This window comes from Streptomyces sp. NPDC003035, from assembly GCF_042888285.1.
In the GTDB taxonomy this organism is placed as follows: Bacteria; Actinomycetota; Actinomycetes; order Streptomycetales; family Streptomycetaceae; genus Streptomyces.
Genome location: NZ_JBIAPJ010000003.1, coordinates 181,942 through 197,406, shown reverse-complemented (window position 1 = coordinate 197,406; position 15,465 = coordinate 181,942). Strand labels below are relative to the sequence as shown.

Annotated in this window: 10 protein-coding genes; 5 read left to right on the top strand and 5 right to left on the bottom strand. The window is 71.8% G+C overall.

The window, feature by feature from the left end; all coding sequences use genetic code 11:
- The first annotated feature begins 134 nt into the window (after positions 1-134).
- Together ACFYV5_RS10595 and ACFYV5_RS10590 are read left to right on the top strand one after the other, a co-directional pair.
- On the top strand, positions 135-1,100 hold the full coding sequence (locus ACFYV5_RS10595; RefSeq protein ID WP_389166819.1) for an SIS domain-containing protein: 966 nt from the start codon (positions 135-137) through the stop codon (positions 1,098-1,100).
- Positions 1,100-1,954 (top strand): ketose-bisphosphate aldolase, encoded by an 855-nt coding sequence (locus tag ACFYV5_RS10590; protein WP_389166816.1) that lies wholly within the window; start codon positions 1,100-1,102, stop codon positions 1,952-1,954. Before ACFYV5_RS10595 ends, ACFYV5_RS10590 begins: the two co-directional genes overlap by 1 nt.
- Here ACFYV5_RS10590 and ACFYV5_RS10585 read toward each other — a convergent pair.
- The 5 genes from ACFYV5_RS10585 to ACFYV5_RS10565 all read right to left on the bottom strand — a co-directional run bounded on the left by ACFYV5_RS10585 (position 1,902) and on the right by ACFYV5_RS10565 (position 8,713).
- Complete coding sequence (locus ACFYV5_RS10585; protein WP_389166812.1) at positions 1,902-3,680, bottom strand: VanW family protein; 1,779 nt, start codon at positions 3,678-3,680, stop codon at positions 1,902-1,904. The two genes, ACFYV5_RS10590 and ACFYV5_RS10585, sit on opposite strands and share 53 nt — an antisense overlap.
- 170 nt (positions 3,681-3,850) lie before the next feature.
- On the bottom strand, positions 3,851-5,299 hold the full coding sequence (locus tag ACFYV5_RS10580) for a GH1 family beta-glucosidase (protein ID WP_355114367.1): 1,449 nt from the start codon (positions 5,297-5,299) through the stop codon (positions 3,851-3,853).
- Between the two features lie 62 nt (positions 5,300-5,361).
- On the bottom strand, positions 5,362-6,219 hold the full coding sequence (locus tag ACFYV5_RS10575; protein WP_355114368.1) for a carbohydrate ABC transporter permease: 858 nt from the start codon (positions 6,217-6,219) through the stop codon (positions 5,362-5,364).
- A gap of 4 nt (positions 6,220-6,223) precedes the next feature.
- A complete protein-coding gene (locus ACFYV5_RS10570) occupies positions 6,224-7,222 on the bottom strand; it encodes a carbohydrate ABC transporter permease (protein WP_389166808.1) in 999 nt (332 codons plus the stop codon).
- Between the two features lie 144 nt (positions 7,223-7,366).
- The gene (locus tag ACFYV5_RS10565; RefSeq protein WP_389166805.1) at positions 7,367-8,713 is read right to left on the bottom strand and encodes an ABC transporter substrate-binding protein; all 1,347 of its coding nucleotides are present in this window, start codon (positions 8,711-8,713) and stop codon (positions 7,367-7,369) included.
- A gap of 203 nt (positions 8,714-8,916) precedes the next feature.
- On the opposite strand from ACFYV5_RS10565, the gene ACFYV5_RS10560 reads away from it, so the two are divergent.
- The 3 genes from ACFYV5_RS10560 (at position 8,917) to ACFYV5_RS10550 (ending at position 15,451) form a co-directional block, all read left to right on the top strand.
- Positions 8,917-9,945: a LacI family DNA-binding transcriptional regulator gene (locus ACFYV5_RS10560; RefSeq protein WP_355114373.1), complete on the top strand. Its 1,029-nt coding sequence runs from the start codon at positions 8,917-8,919 to the stop codon at positions 9,943-9,945.
- Positions 9,946-10,127: 182 nt separating this feature from the next.
- Complete coding sequence (locus ACFYV5_RS10555; RefSeq protein WP_389166801.1) at positions 10,128-14,693, top strand: aminotransferase class I/II-fold pyridoxal phosphate-dependent enzyme; 4,566 nt, start codon at positions 10,128-10,130, stop codon at positions 14,691-14,693.
- Entirely contained in the window at positions 14,690-15,451 is a 762-nt protein-coding gene (locus ACFYV5_RS10550) for a class I SAM-dependent methyltransferase (RefSeq protein WP_355114377.1), read from the top strand. The genes ACFYV5_RS10555 and ACFYV5_RS10550 overlap by 4 nt, the downstream gene beginning before the upstream one ends.
- Positions 15,452-15,465: the final 14 nt, after the last annotated feature.

Below are 15,465 nucleotides of genomic sequence, written 5' to 3'. Positions count from 1 at the left end.
CGCACGGACGCGGGCAGCCCTGGACCGTCCACGGGAACTCAGAGATACTGCGCACGAAACAGGTGCTCGAAGTTGCTTGAAAGTATGGTGTTACGAGCAGAAGTGAGCATCACTTGCCAGTGAAGGAGCCGCACGTGTCCACCTCGGGACTCTCCCCCTCCCGCACCGCCGTCGAAATCGCCTCCCAGCCCGCCTGCTGGCGCAAGGCCGCCGAGACCCTGCCCCAGCACCGTGCCGCCCTTCCGGTGCGCGGTGAGCGCGTCGCGGTGATCGGCTGCGGCACCTCCTGGTTCATCGCCCAGGCCTACGCCCAGCTCCGGGAGAGCGGCGGCCACGGCGAGACCGACGCCTTCGCGGCATCCGAGTTCCCGCTCGGGCGCCGCTACGACCGCGTGCTGGCGATCACCCGCTCGGGCACCACGACCGAGGTCCTCGACCTGCTCACCCGGATCAAGGGATCCCTCGCCACCGGCGCCCTCACCGCCGACCCGGGGACCCCCGTCATGGACGCCGCCGACGCCGTCGCCGTCCTGGACTTCGCCGACGAGGAGTCGGTGGTGCAGACCCGCTTCGCGACCACCGCCCTCGCCCTGCTCCGCGCCCACCTGGAGGCCGAGGACGCCCTCCCGGCCGGGGTCCGGACGGTGGAGCGGGCGGCCGGGGACGCCGAGCGGGCCGTCGCCGAACCCCTCGCCGCCGAGGTCACCGGTGCCGAGCAGTACACCTTCCTCGGCACCGGCTGGACCTACGGCCTCGCCCTCGAAGCCGGTCTGAAGATGCGCGAGGCCGCGGGCGCCTGGACCGAGGCGTACCCCGCGATGGAGTACCGGCACGGCCCCATCAGCATCACCGCGCCGGGCCGGGTGGCCTGGACCTTCGGCCCCGTCCCCGCCGGCCTCGCCGACGACGTCGCCCGCGTGGGCGGCACCCTCGTCGCGGAGTCGGGCGGCGACAACGGCCACCTCGACCCGATGGCCGACCTCGTCCGCGCGCAGCGGCTCGCGGTGCTGCTCGCCGAAGCCCAGGGCCAGGACCCCGATCGGCCGCGCAACCTCACCCGGTCCGTCGTCCTGACCGCCGCCGGAGCGGAGCGGAACTGATGCCTCTCACCACCACCGACGAGATCGTCCTCGGCGCCCGCGAGCGGAACGCCGGTGCCGGCGCGTTCAACGTGATCCAGATCGAGCACGCACAGGCCATCGTGGCCGGGGCCGAGGCCGCGGGCCTGCCCGTGATCCTCCAGATCAGCGAGAACACGGCGCGCTACCACGGCTCCCTGGAACCCATCGGACTCGCCACCCTGGCCATCGCCCGCCGGGCCGCCGTCCCGGTCTCCGTCCACCTCGACCACGCCGAATCGCCCGAGCTCGTGCGCGAGGCGGTCGCCCTCGGCTTCTGCTCCGTCATGTTCGACGCCTCCACCCTCCCGTACGAGGAGAACGTCGCCGCCACCCGCGAGATGACGGACTACTGCCACCGCCACGACGTCTGGGTGGAGGCCGAGCTCGGCGAGGTGGGCGGCAAGGACGGCGCCCACGCCCCCGGCGTGCGCACCGATCCGGACGAGGCACGGGCGTTCGTCGCCGCCACCGCCGTCGACGCCCTCGCCGTGGCCGTCGGCAGCTCCCACGCGATGCTCACCCGGGACGCCGTGCTCGACTTCGCCCTCGTCTCGCGGCTGCGCGAGGCCGTGGACGTCCCCCTCGTGCTCCACGGCTCGTCCGGCGTCGGGGACGTGGACCTCAGCTGGGCCGTCAACGCCGGTATGACGAAGGTGAACGTCGCCACCCACCTGAACAAGGCGTTCACCGGGGCCGTCCGGACGCACCTGGGGGAGAACGGCTCGACCGTCGACCCGCGCCGCTATCTCGGCCCGGCGCGCACCGCCGTGGCGGAGGCGGTCACCCACCTGCTCCAGGTGCTGGCGGCGGAGGCTCCTCTGGTGCGCACGTGACGCGGTCGCGCGGGGTGTAGTGGGTACGGAAGGTCTCCCGCCCGACCTCCGCCCCGTCGTCGCGGAAGACCCGGTCCACGGTGATGTCGAAGCCCTCCAGCGGGGGCTGCGGCTCGCACTTGGGGCCGGTGCCCTTCCGCTCGGCGGGCTCCGTGAGATTGGTGCGGGGGCCCTCCACCGCCTCCACCGCGTCGTACTTCTTCGTGCCGAGGAAGCTGACGGTCACCGAGGAGTCCGTGGAACTCGCCCGGATGTAGATCGACGCGTCGGAATTGTTGCGGAACTTCAGGTCCAGCGTGCCCCAGGCCACGGTCGCCTCCCGGCCCGGCGGGTACCGCTCGATGTAGAAGGAGTGCGCCCCGTACTCGACCGGCTTCACCCCGGCGAAGAAGATCGCGTTGAAGACCGTGGTGGCGACGGCGGAGACGCCTCCGCCGGGCGCCGAGTGGTACTGCCCGTCCAGGATCATCGTGCCGTCGACGAAGCCGTTCGCCTTCGTGCGCTCGCCGACCGTCCGGTTGAAGCTCCAGACCTCGCCGGGCTTCACCAGGGAGCCGTTGATCAGCTCGACCGCCCGGCCGATGTTGATCGTCCGGTAGGGCGCTGTGGGGAAGTTGACCGTGAAGGACGACATCTCCTCCTTGATCCCCATGTCCGCCACCGACTTGCGGGTGAGGACCGGCTGGATCAGCCGGGTGGCCACGGGCCCGGTACGGGCGGCCTCGCCCTTCTTCGGAAGCAGCGGGAGCACCGCGTCGCGCAGGGCCTCGGCGGTCACCTCGTGGCCCGGGCGGCCGTCCGACAGCACCACCACCCGGCCGTTCTCCACCCCCAGCTTCGCCTCGACCGCCCCGGTGGCGACCTCTTCGAGCGGGCGCGCCACCGCCGGGTCGCGGATCAGTGCCTGGGCGTTGAGCGTGGGGACGAGCCGGCCCTTGTCGTCCGCCTTCACCGTCAGATGGGCGCCGAGCGTCGTCGGCGTGATCCGCAGGCTCTTCCCGTCGACGGTCAGGGTGACGGGCCCCGACATCGCCGGGGTGGCGAACTCGTTCAGGAAACGCACCGTCTCCGTCTCGTCCACCCTGGGCCGGGACACGGCGGTCGGCAGCGCCACCGGGTTCTGGGCCACCCGGTCGGGATAGTTGGCGCGCAGGGTGTCGACGGCGCTGTCGACGTCCAGCTTCTGTCCGTCGCGGGCGTGCACCGCCACCGCCTGACCCGCCCTGAAGGACACGGCGCCCTCGACGGTCGCGCGGTCGTACGTCCGCGCCGTCTCGGTCATCGCCCCACGCGCCTCGGCCTCGTCGAAGGCGACGACGGGTTCGATGTCCCGCTCCTCGGTGGAGAACAGCCGCCCGATCACGGTCATCGGGTCCCGTGCCCCGTCGGCGGCCTTCTCGACGGTCCCGCCGATGTCGACGCTCAGCCCGGCCGTGGCGGGATCGACGGCGCCGGTGCTCGCACCGATCCGCACCGGTATCAGGGCTGTCCAGGACGCCGGCGCCGAGGACGCGAGCTTCGCGCGGGCCTCGTTCCGGCTCATGCCGCCGATGTCCACCCCGTCGACGCGGGTGCCCTCGGATATCTCGCCGCCGGCGGCGACGAGCCCCGCCACATACAGTCCGCCCGCGGCGACGAGGGCCGCTCCGGCCGCCGTCACCGCGATGCGTATGCCGCGGCGGTCGCGGGGCGCGGCGGCCGCGTCGTCGTACCTGGAGCCACGCACACAGCCCTCCCGGTGCGGTCGGCGTCCCCGAGATCCACCCGTGACGTTACGCCGAGGGGGTGCCCCACGCATGTCGGAAGCCCCTGACCAGCGGCGACGGGATGCGTGGCCGTCGAGGCGAGGGCTGGGGCGCGATGGCCGATCTCGCGCCCCCGCCACTCCTGACCCGACTAAGGGGTGCCCGCCGCCGGGTCCGTGAGCGCGTTCGACCGCGCCACCCGCGCGTACCAGCGGGCGCTGGACTTGGGGGTACGGGCGAGCGACGTGTAGTCGACGTGGACCGCGCCGAACCGCTTCGCGTAGCCGTACGCCCACTCGAAGTTGTCCATCAGCGACCAGAGGAAGTAGCCCCGGACGTCGACCCCGTCGGCGATCGCCCGGTGCACGGCGTCCAGATGCGCGTGGACGTAGGCGGCGCGTTCGGGATCGTGGACCGTGCCGTCCGGGCCGACCTCGTCCTCGTACGCGGCGCCGTTCTCACTGATCACCAGCGGCAGACCGGGGTAGCGGGACGCGACCCGGGTCAGCAGGTCGTACAGGGCGCTCGGGTCCACGGCCCAGCCCATCGCCGTGCGCTCGCCCGGCGCCTGGTGGAAGGCGACCGCGTCCGCACCGGGCCACGGCGAGTACGCGCTGTTGCCGTGGCCGTCGTCCTGCGGCTTCTCCTCGCCCTCGGCGACGTGCGAGACGACCGTCGGCGTGTAGTAGTTGATCGCGAGCAGGTCCAGCGGCTGGTGGACCGTGGCCGTGTCACGGTCCCGGACGAACGACCAGTCGGTGAGGTGCGCGGTGTCGGCGAGCAGGTCCTCGGGATAGGCGCCCTCCAGCATCGGGCCGAGCCAGACCCGGTTGCCGACGGCGTCGATCCGGCGGGCCGCCTCCGCGTCCTCGGCGGAGGGCGTCAGCGGCCGCACCTCGTGCAGGTTGAGGGAGACCGCGATCTGCCGGTCCGCCGGCAGCGCGGCCCGCAGGGCCTGGACGCCGAGACCGTGAGCGAGGTTGATGTGGTGGGCGGCGCGCAGAGCGGCGACCGGGTCGGTACGGCCCGGGGCGTGGACCCCGGAGCCGTAGCCGAGGAAGGCGCTGCACCAGGGCTCGTTGAAGGTGGTCCAGCGGGGGACCCGGTCGCCGAGGGCATCGGCCACGATGCCCGCGTACTCGGCGAACCGCTCGGCGGTCGACCGCTCCGGCCAGCCGCCCGTGTCCTCGAGACCCTGGGGCAGGTCCCAGTGGTAGAGGGTGAGGGCCGGCTCGATCCCGGCGGCGAGCAGCTCGTCGACCAGGCGGCGGTAGAAGTCCAGGCCCTTCTGCACGGCCGGGCCCCGGCCGGTCGGCTGGACGCGGGACCAGGACACGGAGAACCGGTAGGCGTTCAGGCCGAGTTCGGACATCAGCCGGACGTCCTCGCGGTACCGGTGGTAGTGGTCGACCGCCACGTCGCCGGTGTGGCCCTCGAACACCTTCCCCGGAGTGTGCGAGAAGGTGTCCCAGATCGACGGGGTACGGCCGTCCTCGGCCGCCGCGCCCTCGATCTGGTACGCGGCGGTGGCCGCGCCCCAGAGAAAGCCGGGCGGGAACGAACGGGTGGCGGTGAGCGGTCGGGGATCAGTCGCGGTCATGCGGAAGTGCTCCCGGGTGAGAGGGATGTACAAGGAGGGAGGGCGGTAGATCGGTGCGCCGGTCAGCTCTTGACCGCGCCCGAGGTGATGCCGCCGACGATGTGCTTGCCGAGGACGGCGAAGACCAGCAGCAGCGGCACCGTGGATATCAGCGCGCCGGTCAGCACGATCGCCTGGTCGACGGTGTGGTTGCCCGCGCCGAGGCCGGCCAGGGCGACCTGGAGGGTCGGACTGCCGTCCGGGGTCAGCGCGATGAACGGCCAGAAGAAGTCGTTCCAGGCCTGTACGAAGACCAGCATGCCGAGCACCGCCATCGCGGGCCTGGCCACGGGGAACACCACGTGCCAGATGATCCGCAGGCTGTGGGCGCCGTCCATCCGGGCCGCCTCCACGAGCTCCACCGGCAGCGCCTCGATGAGGTACTGCCGCATGAAGAAGACACCGAAGGCGGCGACCAGGGACGGCAGGACGACGGACTGGAGCTGGTCGACCCAGCCGAGGTCGGTGATGATCTGGTAGAGCGGGATGACGCTGAGCTGCGGCGGGATCGTCATGGTCGCCACCACGAGCGCCAGCATGGCGCCCCGCCCCTTGAAGGGCAGCTTGGCGAAGGCGAAGCCGGCCAGGGTGGAGAACATCACGGTGGACAGCGCCACGAGCCCCGCGACGACGGTGGTGTTGACGAGCGCCTCGCCCATGTCGACCTGGTTCCAGGCGAAGGTGAGGTTGTCGAAGAGCCGGGGGCCGGGCAGCAGCGGCGCCGGGGCCGTCGCGACCCGCTCGCCCGAGTGCGAGGCGGCGACCAGGTTCCAGTACAGCGGGAAGAGCGAGACCAGCGCGGCCAGGCCCAACAGGACGTAGGTCAGCGGGCCCGCGTGGTGCTGGCGGCCGGCCGACGGGCGCAGACGGAGACGTGACATGGGCTCAGGCCCCCAGCTTCTTGCGGTTCGCCCGGGACACGAGCGTCTGGACGGCTCCGATCAGCAGCAGGAGCAGCAGCATCACCCAGGCGATGGCGGACGCCTGCCCCAGCGCGCCGGTCACCCAGCCCTTCTCGTACATCAGCAGGCTCAGCGTCTGGAACTGGTTGCCGCTGCCGCCGCTCACCCCGAGGCTGCCGCCGAAGATCATCGGCTCGCCGAACAGCTGGGTGGCGCCGATCGTGGAGACGACGATCGTGAAGAGGATCGTCGGGCGGATCGAGGGGATCGTCACGCTGAGGAACTGCCGCCAGCGCGAGGCACCGTCGAGCGCCGCCGCCTCGTACAGATCCTGCGGCACGGCCTGCATCGCCGCGAGGTAGATCAACGCGTTGTAGCCGGTCCAGCGCCAGGTGACGATCGTCGAGATCGCGATCTGGGACGGCCACCGGGACGACTCCCAGTCCACCGGATCGAAGCCGACCCAGCCCAGGGCGGTGTTGATCAGTCCGTAGTCGGTGTTGAAGAGCTGGGCGAAGACGAGCGTAGCCGCCGCGATCGAGGTCGCGTACGGGGCGAGGACCGCGACCCGGAAGAAACCGCGGCCGCGCAGCTTGTAGTTGAGCAGATGTGCCAGGCCCAGGGCCATGAGCAGCTGGGGCACCGTGGAGATGACCCCGATGGTGAAGGTGTTGAGGAGCGCCTGCCAGAAGAAGGTGCTGTCGGCGAGGTCGGCGTAGTTCTCCAGCCCCTTCCACCGCGCGTCTCCGCCGAGCTCGACGCGGTGCAGCGAGAGCCAGCCCGTGTAGATCAGCGGGAAGAGGCCGAAGGCGGCGAAGGTGAGGAAGAAGGGGGCGACGAACGCGTACGGGCTGAACCGCAGGTCCCATCGGTAGAGCCGGCTGCGCCAGGCATCGGGCGCCGGAGGCGGCTCGGGTGAGGCGGGGGCGGGCGGGGCGGGCGGCGGGGGGCCGTCGGCCGCCGCCCGGAGGGAGGTGGCCACGGGGGCGTCCCTTCGGAATCGGTACGGATGTGCTGCGCGCGAGGCGGGCGGATGTGCTGCGCGCGAGGCGGGCGGGCGGGCGGGCGTGCGGGCGTGCGGCCGCCCGGCGGGGGAGCGCCGGGCGGCTCGTGGGCGCGCCCCCCGCTACTGCTCGACCTTGTCCTCGATCAGCTTCTTGACGTTGTCCCACGCCTTCGCGGGATCGGTGCCGCGCTGCTCGATGTCGAGGATGCCGTTGTCGGTGAGGAAGGTCTTCACCTGCCCGTCCCAGCGGCTGATCGGGGCCGGCGTGATGCCCGCCGCGGCCTCCGAGTAGATCGCGCCGACGGGGGTGTCACCGAAGTACGGCAGCTTGGCGTCCCGGACGACCGCCGAGGTGAGGGTGTGCTTGGTCGAGGGGATGTTGCCGTTCACGCCGAAGACCTTGGCGTGCTGCGCGGGCGCGGTGAGCCAGGCGGCCAGCTCGGCGGCCTCCTTGGCGTGCTTGCCCGCCTTGGGGACGGCGAGGAACGCGCCGCCCCAGTTGCCGGCCACGGGCGGCGCGGCGATGTCCCACTTGCCCTGGTTCTCCGGGCCCGCGGAGTCCTTGATGATGCCGGTCATCCAGCTGGGGCAGGCGACGGTGGCGAACTTGGAGTTCTTGAACGCGGCGTTCCAGGTCTGCTTCTCGTCGAACTGCCGCAGCTTGGCGGTGAGTCCCCCCTGGGCCGCCGCGACGGCGGTGTCCCAGGCCTTCTTCACACCGGGGCTGTTCTCGTAGTCCAGCTCGCCCTTGGTGTTGGCGTACTGCACCGGCTCACTGGAGATGACGGCGTTGAACAGCCCGCTCGCGGAGTCGTGGAAGGCGGTCCCGGCAGGAGCGTTCTTCTTGTAGGTCTCGCCGGTCCTGATGAACGCGTTCCAGTCGCCCTGCCACAGCTTGGCGACCGCCTCGCGGTCCGTCGGCAGCTTGGCCTTGGCGAAGAGTTCCTTGTTGTAGCAGATGGCCATCGGGCCGATGTCGGTCCCGAGGCCGATGACCTTGCCGTCCGCGGTGCTGGCCTGCTTGATCTTCCAGTCGAGGAAGGCGTCGACGTCCGCGCCGCCGGTCTTGCCGAGATCGACCCACTTGTCACCCATGGTGGGTCCGGTGGCCTCGGAGATGTAGCCGACCTCGAGCGCCTGGATGTCGGCGAGTCCGCTGTTGCGGGACAGGCGTAGCTTGAGCGTGTCCCAGTATTTCTGTCCGTCGGCGACGTTCGACTCTTCGATCTTGATGTTGGGGTGCGACTTCTCGTACTCGGCGTACAGCTTGGCACCGGTCTCGTTGTCGTAACCGAAGGAGCCGAAGGTCCCGATGCGCAGGGTGATCTTCCCGCCGCCGGCCTCGTCGGAACCGCCGTCGCCGCCACAGCCGGTGATCAGGGCGGCGCAGGCCACGGCCCCCGCGACCGCGGCGCGTGCGGTGCGGCGGTCCCTCTGTCTGCTGCGGCTCGTGCTGGAAATGCGCATACGACTCTCCTCGTCCGGGGTGGTGCGATGCGGGGGCGCTGGGCCCGCCACGTGGGAGCGCTCCCACTGCGTCTCGCCGGAAGGTTGCTGCCTGGCTCGTACGGGTGTCAAGAGGTGGGCCAGGATCCGTTACGTGGAGTGTGGGAGCGCTCCCATGCTTGATAGGGTCTGGGGAACGCAGGGGACATGAGGGGAGACGGCACATGGTGGTGAGCGGGCGCCAGAACGGCAGGCCCACCCTGGAGGAGGTCGCGGCCAGGGCCGGTGTCGGCCGGGGCACGGTCTCGCGGGTGATCAACGGCTCCCCGCGGGTGAGCGAGCACGCCAAGGCCGCCGTCGACCGGGCCGTCGCCGAACTCGGTTACGTACCGAACCGTGCGGCGCGGGCGCTGGCCGGCAGCCGTACCGACGCCGTGGCGCTGGTGATCCCCGAGACCGAGGCCAGGCTCTTCGCCGAGCCGTACTTCCTCGACATCATCCGCGGTGTAAGTGCCGAACTGGCCGACGCCGACAAGCAGTTGCTGCTCACGCTCGTCCGCAGCGACAAGGAGCGCCAGCGCTTCGAGCAGTATCTGGCGGCCCAGCGGGTGGACGGCGTGCTGCTGGTGTCGGTCCACGGCGACGATCCGCTGCCGGACCAGGTGCGGGCGCTCGGTCTGCCGGCCGTCCTGAACGGCCGCCGCACCGAGGCCGAACCGGTCGCGTACGTCGACTCCGACAACGTCGGGGCCGGGCGCTCCGCCGTCGCCCACCTCGCCGGGCGGGGCCGCCGCCGCATCGCCACGATCACGGGCCCGCTCGACATGTACGTCGCCCGCTGCCGCCTCGACGGCTACCATCACGGACTCGCGGAGGCCGGGCTCACCCCCGACGAAGCCCTCGTGGCCACCGGTGACTTCACCGAGGACGGCGGACGGCGTGCCATGCGGGAGCTGCTGGAGCGCAGCCCCGGCCTCGACGCCGTCTTCGCCGCCTCCGACGTCATGGCGGCGGGCGCCCGCGCGGTGCTGCGCGCGTCGGGGCGCAGGGTCCCGCAGGACGTGGCCCTGGTCGGCGTCGACGACTCGGCGGTGGCGCGTCACATGGACCCGCCCCTGACCAGCGTGCGCCAGCCCATCGAGGAGATGGGGCGCACGATGGCCCGGCTGCTGCTCCAGGAGATCGCCGGGGCGTCGGGGGAGCAGCCGCACCGTGTGCTGCCGACGGAGTTGGTCGTCCGCGACTCGTCCTGAGGCTCCTCCGACGCGTCCTGAAGCTCCTCCCGACGTGTCCTGGAGCTCCTCCGACGCGTCGCGCCCCTCCGCGGGGGCGGGCCCGTCCCTCCGAGATGCACCACCCCCGCGATGTGCGGAGAATTGGGACAACAGGGTCCCTTCCGTCACCGGGCGCCAACCTGGCAAGGGGGCGGTCGTCGATGCCGCTGCGACAGCAGAACCGTGCGCTCAACCGGACCGGGACGCTGAAGCGGTGGACCCTGGTCTACGTGCTCGCCGTGGCCCTGCTCGCCGCCGCCTACCTCACCGTGCCCTCCCGGCACACCATGCTGTGGGCGCTGATCGGCCTCAGCGGAGTGGCCGCGATCCTGACCGGAGTCCATCTGCACAAGCCGGCCAGGCGCTGGCCCTGGCTCGTGCTCGCCGGGGCCAACTTCACCTTCGTGGCGGGCGACACGGCGTACAACCTGCTGGAGAACCTGTTCGGGCAGACCAACCCGTTCCCCTCCGTCGCGGACGCGCTGTACCTCGTCACCTACCCGCTGTTCGCCGTCGGCCTGTTCGGTTTCATCCGCTACCGCGCCGCCGGGCGCGACCTCGCCGTGGCGCTCGACGCGCTGATCCTCACCTCCGGGCTCGCCCTGCTCTCCTGGGTGCACCTGATCACCCCGCTCACCGAGGCGCCCGGCATGACGTGGGTCGAGAAGGCGATCTCGATCGCCTATCCGCTCGGTGACGTCCTGATGCTCGCGATGCTCGCCCGTCTGCTTGTCCCCGGTGGTCTGAGGTCGCGGGCGGTGCAGCTGCTCACCGTCGGGACCTGCGGCATCCTCGCCTCCGACGTCATCTACGGAATGCTCCAGCTGAAGGGCACCTGGCGGGTGGGCACCGGCTGGGACCTCGGGTGGGTCGTCTTCTTCACCGCCTGGGGCCTCGCCGCGCTGCACCCCTCCATGACCGGGCTGACCGAGCGCGCGCCCCGGCCGCCGCCCGTCATCGCCGAACGGCGCCTCGCCCTGCTCGCGGCGGCCTCGCTCGTCGCCCCCGCCCTGCTGCTCCACCAGTCCCTGCGGACCGACCACGAGCAGGACACCGCCGTCATCGCGGTCTTCTCCGCGATCATGTTCCTGCTCGTGCTCACGCGCCTGTGGGGCATGATGGCCGAGCATCGGAACGCCGAGGCCCGCGAGCGCAGTCTGCGCGTGGCCGCGGCCTCGCTCGTGGCCTCGCTGAGCCCGCGCGAGGTCGCCAGCGCGGTGGAGGCGGCCGCCGCCACGCTCGTCGGACCGGGCACACCGCACAAGACGATGCTGCTCGCCCGGGACCGCCGCGGCCTGCTGTACGCCGTCCCGACCGGGCACCTGCCCTGGAACTTCCGGGCCACCGGGCTGTCGGGCCCCCAGGGCGCCCCGTGGCCCGAACTCCTCGCCGAGGGCAGCCGGCTCGTTCCCACCGAACAGCTCGACCCCGTCGTCGCGCACGCCCTCGAACCCCTGCCGCAGGCGCTGCTTTCACCGCTCGCCCTGCAGGCACCCGCCGCGGGCGAACGGCTGCTCGGGGTGCTGCTGCTCGCGGGCCCCGAGAAGAAGCTCCGCGACATATCGGGGCCCGCGCAGTCCCTGGCCTCCCAGGCGGCCCTGGCCCTGGAGCGCTTCGGGCTGAGCGAGGAGGTCAACCGGCGTACCAGCGAGTCGTATTTCCGCACCCTCGTGCACAACACCTCGGACGTCATCCTCATCGTCGACGACGACGACACCGTGCGGTACGCCAGCCCCTCGGCCGAGTCCATGTTCGGTCACGCGCTGCTGCCCGGCACCCCGCTCGTCGACGTCCTGGCCCCTGGGGACGCCGCGAGCGCCCTGCGCATCCTGGCCGGCGTCCGCTCGCGCAACGACGTCGACGCCCGGGCCGACTGGAAGCTGCTGCGCGGCGACGCCAAGGACCTGCACGTCGAGGTCCGGTGCAGCAACCTCCGCAACGAACAGACCGTCCACGGCCTCGTGCTCACCCTGCGCGACGTGACGGAGCAGCGGAAGCTCGAACGTGAGCTCACCCACCGGGCGTTCCACGACTCGCTCACCGGGCTGCCCAACCGTGTCCTGCTGCTCGAACGGATCGAGCGCGCGCTGCTGCGAGGACGCCGGGAGTCCACCCTGACCTGCATGCTCTTCGTCGACCTGGACGACTTCAAGGTCGTGAACGACACCATGGGGCACTCGGTCGGTGACGAACTGCTCGTCGCCGTGGCCCGTCGGCTCACCTCCGTGCTGCGGCTGAGCGACACCGCCGCCCGCCTCGGTGGGGACGAGTTCGCCGTGCTCATCGAGGGAGCGAAGGAGCCCGCCGACGCGGAGGCCCTCGCCGCTCACATCGTGCACAGCCTCAGCCAGCCCTTCCACCTCACCGACGGCGCCGTGTCCGTGTCGACCAGTGTGGGCGTGGCCACCGTCCTGGACAGCGCCCACGCCGAGGAACTGCTCGGCCACGCCGACCTCGCCCTCTACGCGGCCAAAGCGGCGGGCAAGAAGCGGTGGCGGCGGTTCCGGCCCGAACTGCACTCCCGGCTGGTCGCCCGGCACGAACTCCAGGCAGGCATGGACACCGCCATCGCCGAGCATGCCTTCGCCCTGCGGTACCAGCCGATCGTCGAGGTCGCCGACGGCACCGTCGCCGGCTTCGAGGCGCTGATCCGCTGGCCGCACGCCCGGCGGGGCATGGTCCCGCCCGACCAGTTCATCACCCTGGCCGAGGAGAGCGGGCACATCATGCCGCTCGGCGCCTGGGTGCTCGAGCACGCGGCGCTCGACGTGGCCCGCTGGCAGCGGGCCCGCCCCGGCCGGCAGCCGCCCCTGCACGCCAGCGTCAACGTCTCCGCGCGCCAGTTCCGCGACCCGAATCTCCTCGACGAGGTACGCCACGCCCTCGCGTCCTCAGGACTCGAGCCGGGCTCCTTGGTGCTGGAGCTCACGGAGACCGTCCTGATGCGCAAGGACGAGCAGATCCACGCCACCATGACGGCCCTGAGGGACCTCGGGGTGTCCCTCGCGATCGACGACTTCGGCACCGGGTTCTCCTCGCTCAGCTATCTGCGGGAGTTCCCCATCGACGTCCTCAAGGTCGACAAGTCGTTCATCGACGACATCACCACCGACCGCCAGCAGGTGGCCCTCGTGGAGGGGATCGTGCGCATCGCCGACGTCCTCGGGCTACGGGTGGTCGCCGAGGGCATCGAGAACGAGGGCCAACGCGCGCTCCTCGCCGACATGGGCTGCCGGTACGGCCAGGGCTATCTCTTCGCCCGGCCCATGACCGCCCACCAGGCCGAGTCCTTCCTGCGCCGCGCCGAGGCCAGGGCCGATGCAAGCCCCGCCGCCCGCGGCGAGCCGGGAACGCCGGGCGGACGGCCGCCCGTCCGCCCGGGGGCCGTGACGGCGGCGCGGCAGTCGGCGGCGGCGCCGCGGGCCGCCGGCCCGGGAGGCAGGCGAGGCCGGTCCGTCCGGCGCGACCCGCGTTGGCGCGACCTGGAGCGCCTGAAGCGGACCAGCCCGATGTGCGACGCCGTCATCGACCAGATCGACGGACGCAAGCTCCGCGTCGAGGACCGATGGCTCGTCGACTTCGCCTCCTGCAACTACCTCGGCTTCGATCTCGATCCGGAGATCATGGCCGCCATCGGCCCGCACGTCAGGAACTGGGGCACCCACCCCAGCTGGTCGCGCCTGATCGGCAGCCCGCGCCTCTATCCCAGGATCGAGGAACGGCTGACGGAACTCCTCGGCGCACCGGACACCCTGCTGCTGCCGACCATCACCCTCATCCACCATTCGGTGATCCCGCTCCTCGCGGGCAGCGGCCGGGTCTTCGTCGAGGCCCAGGCCCACCGCACCGTCTACGACGGATGCGTGGCGGCCCGTGGCCAGGGCGCGACGCTGAAGCGTTTCCACGCCGACAGCCCGTGGGACCTGGACCTGCAACTGCGGGCCCTGCCCCGCGACGTGAGCCGCCTGGTCTGCATGGACGGCGTCAACAGCATGACCGGCAACTATCCGAACCTCCGGGAGATCGCCAGGATCTGCCGGGAGAACGGCGCACTGCTGTACGTGGACGACGCGCACGGGTTCGGTGTGATCGGCGAACGCGTCCCCGGTGAGAGCTCGTCCTGGGGCTCCCGGGGCAACAGCATCGTCCGCCACCTCGGCGAGTCCTACGACAACCTGGTGCTCGTCGGCGGATTCTCCAAGGCGTACTCCTCGCTGCTCGCCTTCCTGGCCGTCCCCACCTGGCTGAAGGACCATCTCAAGGTCGCGGCGGCCCCTTACCTCTACTCAGGACCGTCCCCCACGGCCTCACTCGCCACGGCGCTCGCGGGCCTCGACGTCAACGCCGAGCGCGGCGACGCGATCCGGGCCGACCTGCACCGCAAGACGGACCGCGTTCTGCGGCACGTACGGGCGCTGGGCATCGCCACCCCCAACACCGACGGACTCCCGATCATCGAGGTCCCGCTCGCCGAGGCGGAGACCCTCGAAGCCGTCGCCGCGTTCCTGTGGGAGCGGGGCATCTACGTCACCCTGGCGAGCTATCCGCTCGTCCCGCGCGACCGCGTGGGCTTCCGCATCCAGGTCACCGCCGCCAACACCGACGAGGAGATCGACCAGCTCAACGCGGCACTGACCGACCTGTCCCGGCGCTTCGCGCTGCAACGGACCGCCGAGGCGCACGCGGGCGGCGTCGTGGCCGGACACCCGTCGCCGGACGCGCGGTGAACCCGGCGGCGCACCCCGGCCGGATACGGCACAACCGGGACGCGGACTGGAACGCGTGGCCCGTGGAGGACTACCTCGCCGAGAACTACCGGCGCCTGCATCCCTGCGACATCGGCGTGATCCGCCACCACTCGGCCTTCTACCGGCGCTTCCCGCCCGGCGGGATCGCGCGCTCCCTGGAGGTCGGCGCCGGACCGAACCTCTACCCGCTCATGCTCGCCGCGGCGGCCAGCCGGCACATCGACGCGCTCGAACCGAGCGCCGCCAACGTTGGCTATCTCCAGGACCAGCTGGACCGGGGACCGGACGACAGCTGGCAGGCCTTCTACGCCCTCTGCCGCGCGCTCGACCCGGGCCTCCCCGACACGGCCGCGAAGGCCCTGGCCCGGGTGCGGATCGTCCCCGGCGACGCCGGCGACATCCCGGAAGGGACCTACGACCTCGCCTCGATGAACTTCGTCGCCGAGAGCGTCACCGAGGACTTCGCCGAGGTCGCGTCGCTCTGCGGCGCCTTCGTCCGTTCGGTGCGTCCGGGCGGGTACCTCGTCGCCTCCTTCATGGAGCGGATGCCGAGCTACCGCATCGGCCCCGGACCCCGCTGGCCGGCCTGTCCGGTGGACGTCGACGCCGTCCGCTCCGTCTTCGCCCCGCTGACCGAGGAGCTGCGGATCGACCGGTTGGGAAAGGACCGCACTCTGCCCGACTACGGCGACACCGGGGTGATCCTGCTGACGGCCGTACGACCGGAACGGCCGTGACCCCGGAGCGGACC

Coding starts and splice junctions, on each gene's coding strand:
- ACFYV5_RS10555 (WP_389166801.1), top strand. CDS start 10,128: ATGCCGCTGCGACAGCAGAACCGTGCGCTCAACCGGACCGGGACGCTG.
- ACFYV5_RS10575 (WP_355114368.1), bottom strand. CDS start 6,219: ATGTCACGTCTCCGTCTGCGCCCGTCGGCCGGCCGCCAGCACCACGCG.
- ACFYV5_RS10565 (WP_389166805.1), bottom strand. CDS start 8,713: ATGCGCATTTCCAGCACGAGCCGCAGCAGACAGAGGGACCGCCGCACC.
- ACFYV5_RS10560 (WP_355114373.1), top strand. CDS start 8,917: ATGGTGGTGAGCGGGCGCCAGAACGGCAGGCCCACCCTGGAGGAGGTC.
- ACFYV5_RS10590 (WP_389166816.1), top strand. CDS start 1,100: ATGCCTCTCACCACCACCGACGAGATCGTCCTCGGCGCCCGCGAGCGG.
- ACFYV5_RS10580 (WP_355114367.1), bottom strand. CDS start 5,299: ATGACCGCGACTGATCCCCGACCGCTCACCGCCACCCGTTCGTTCCCG.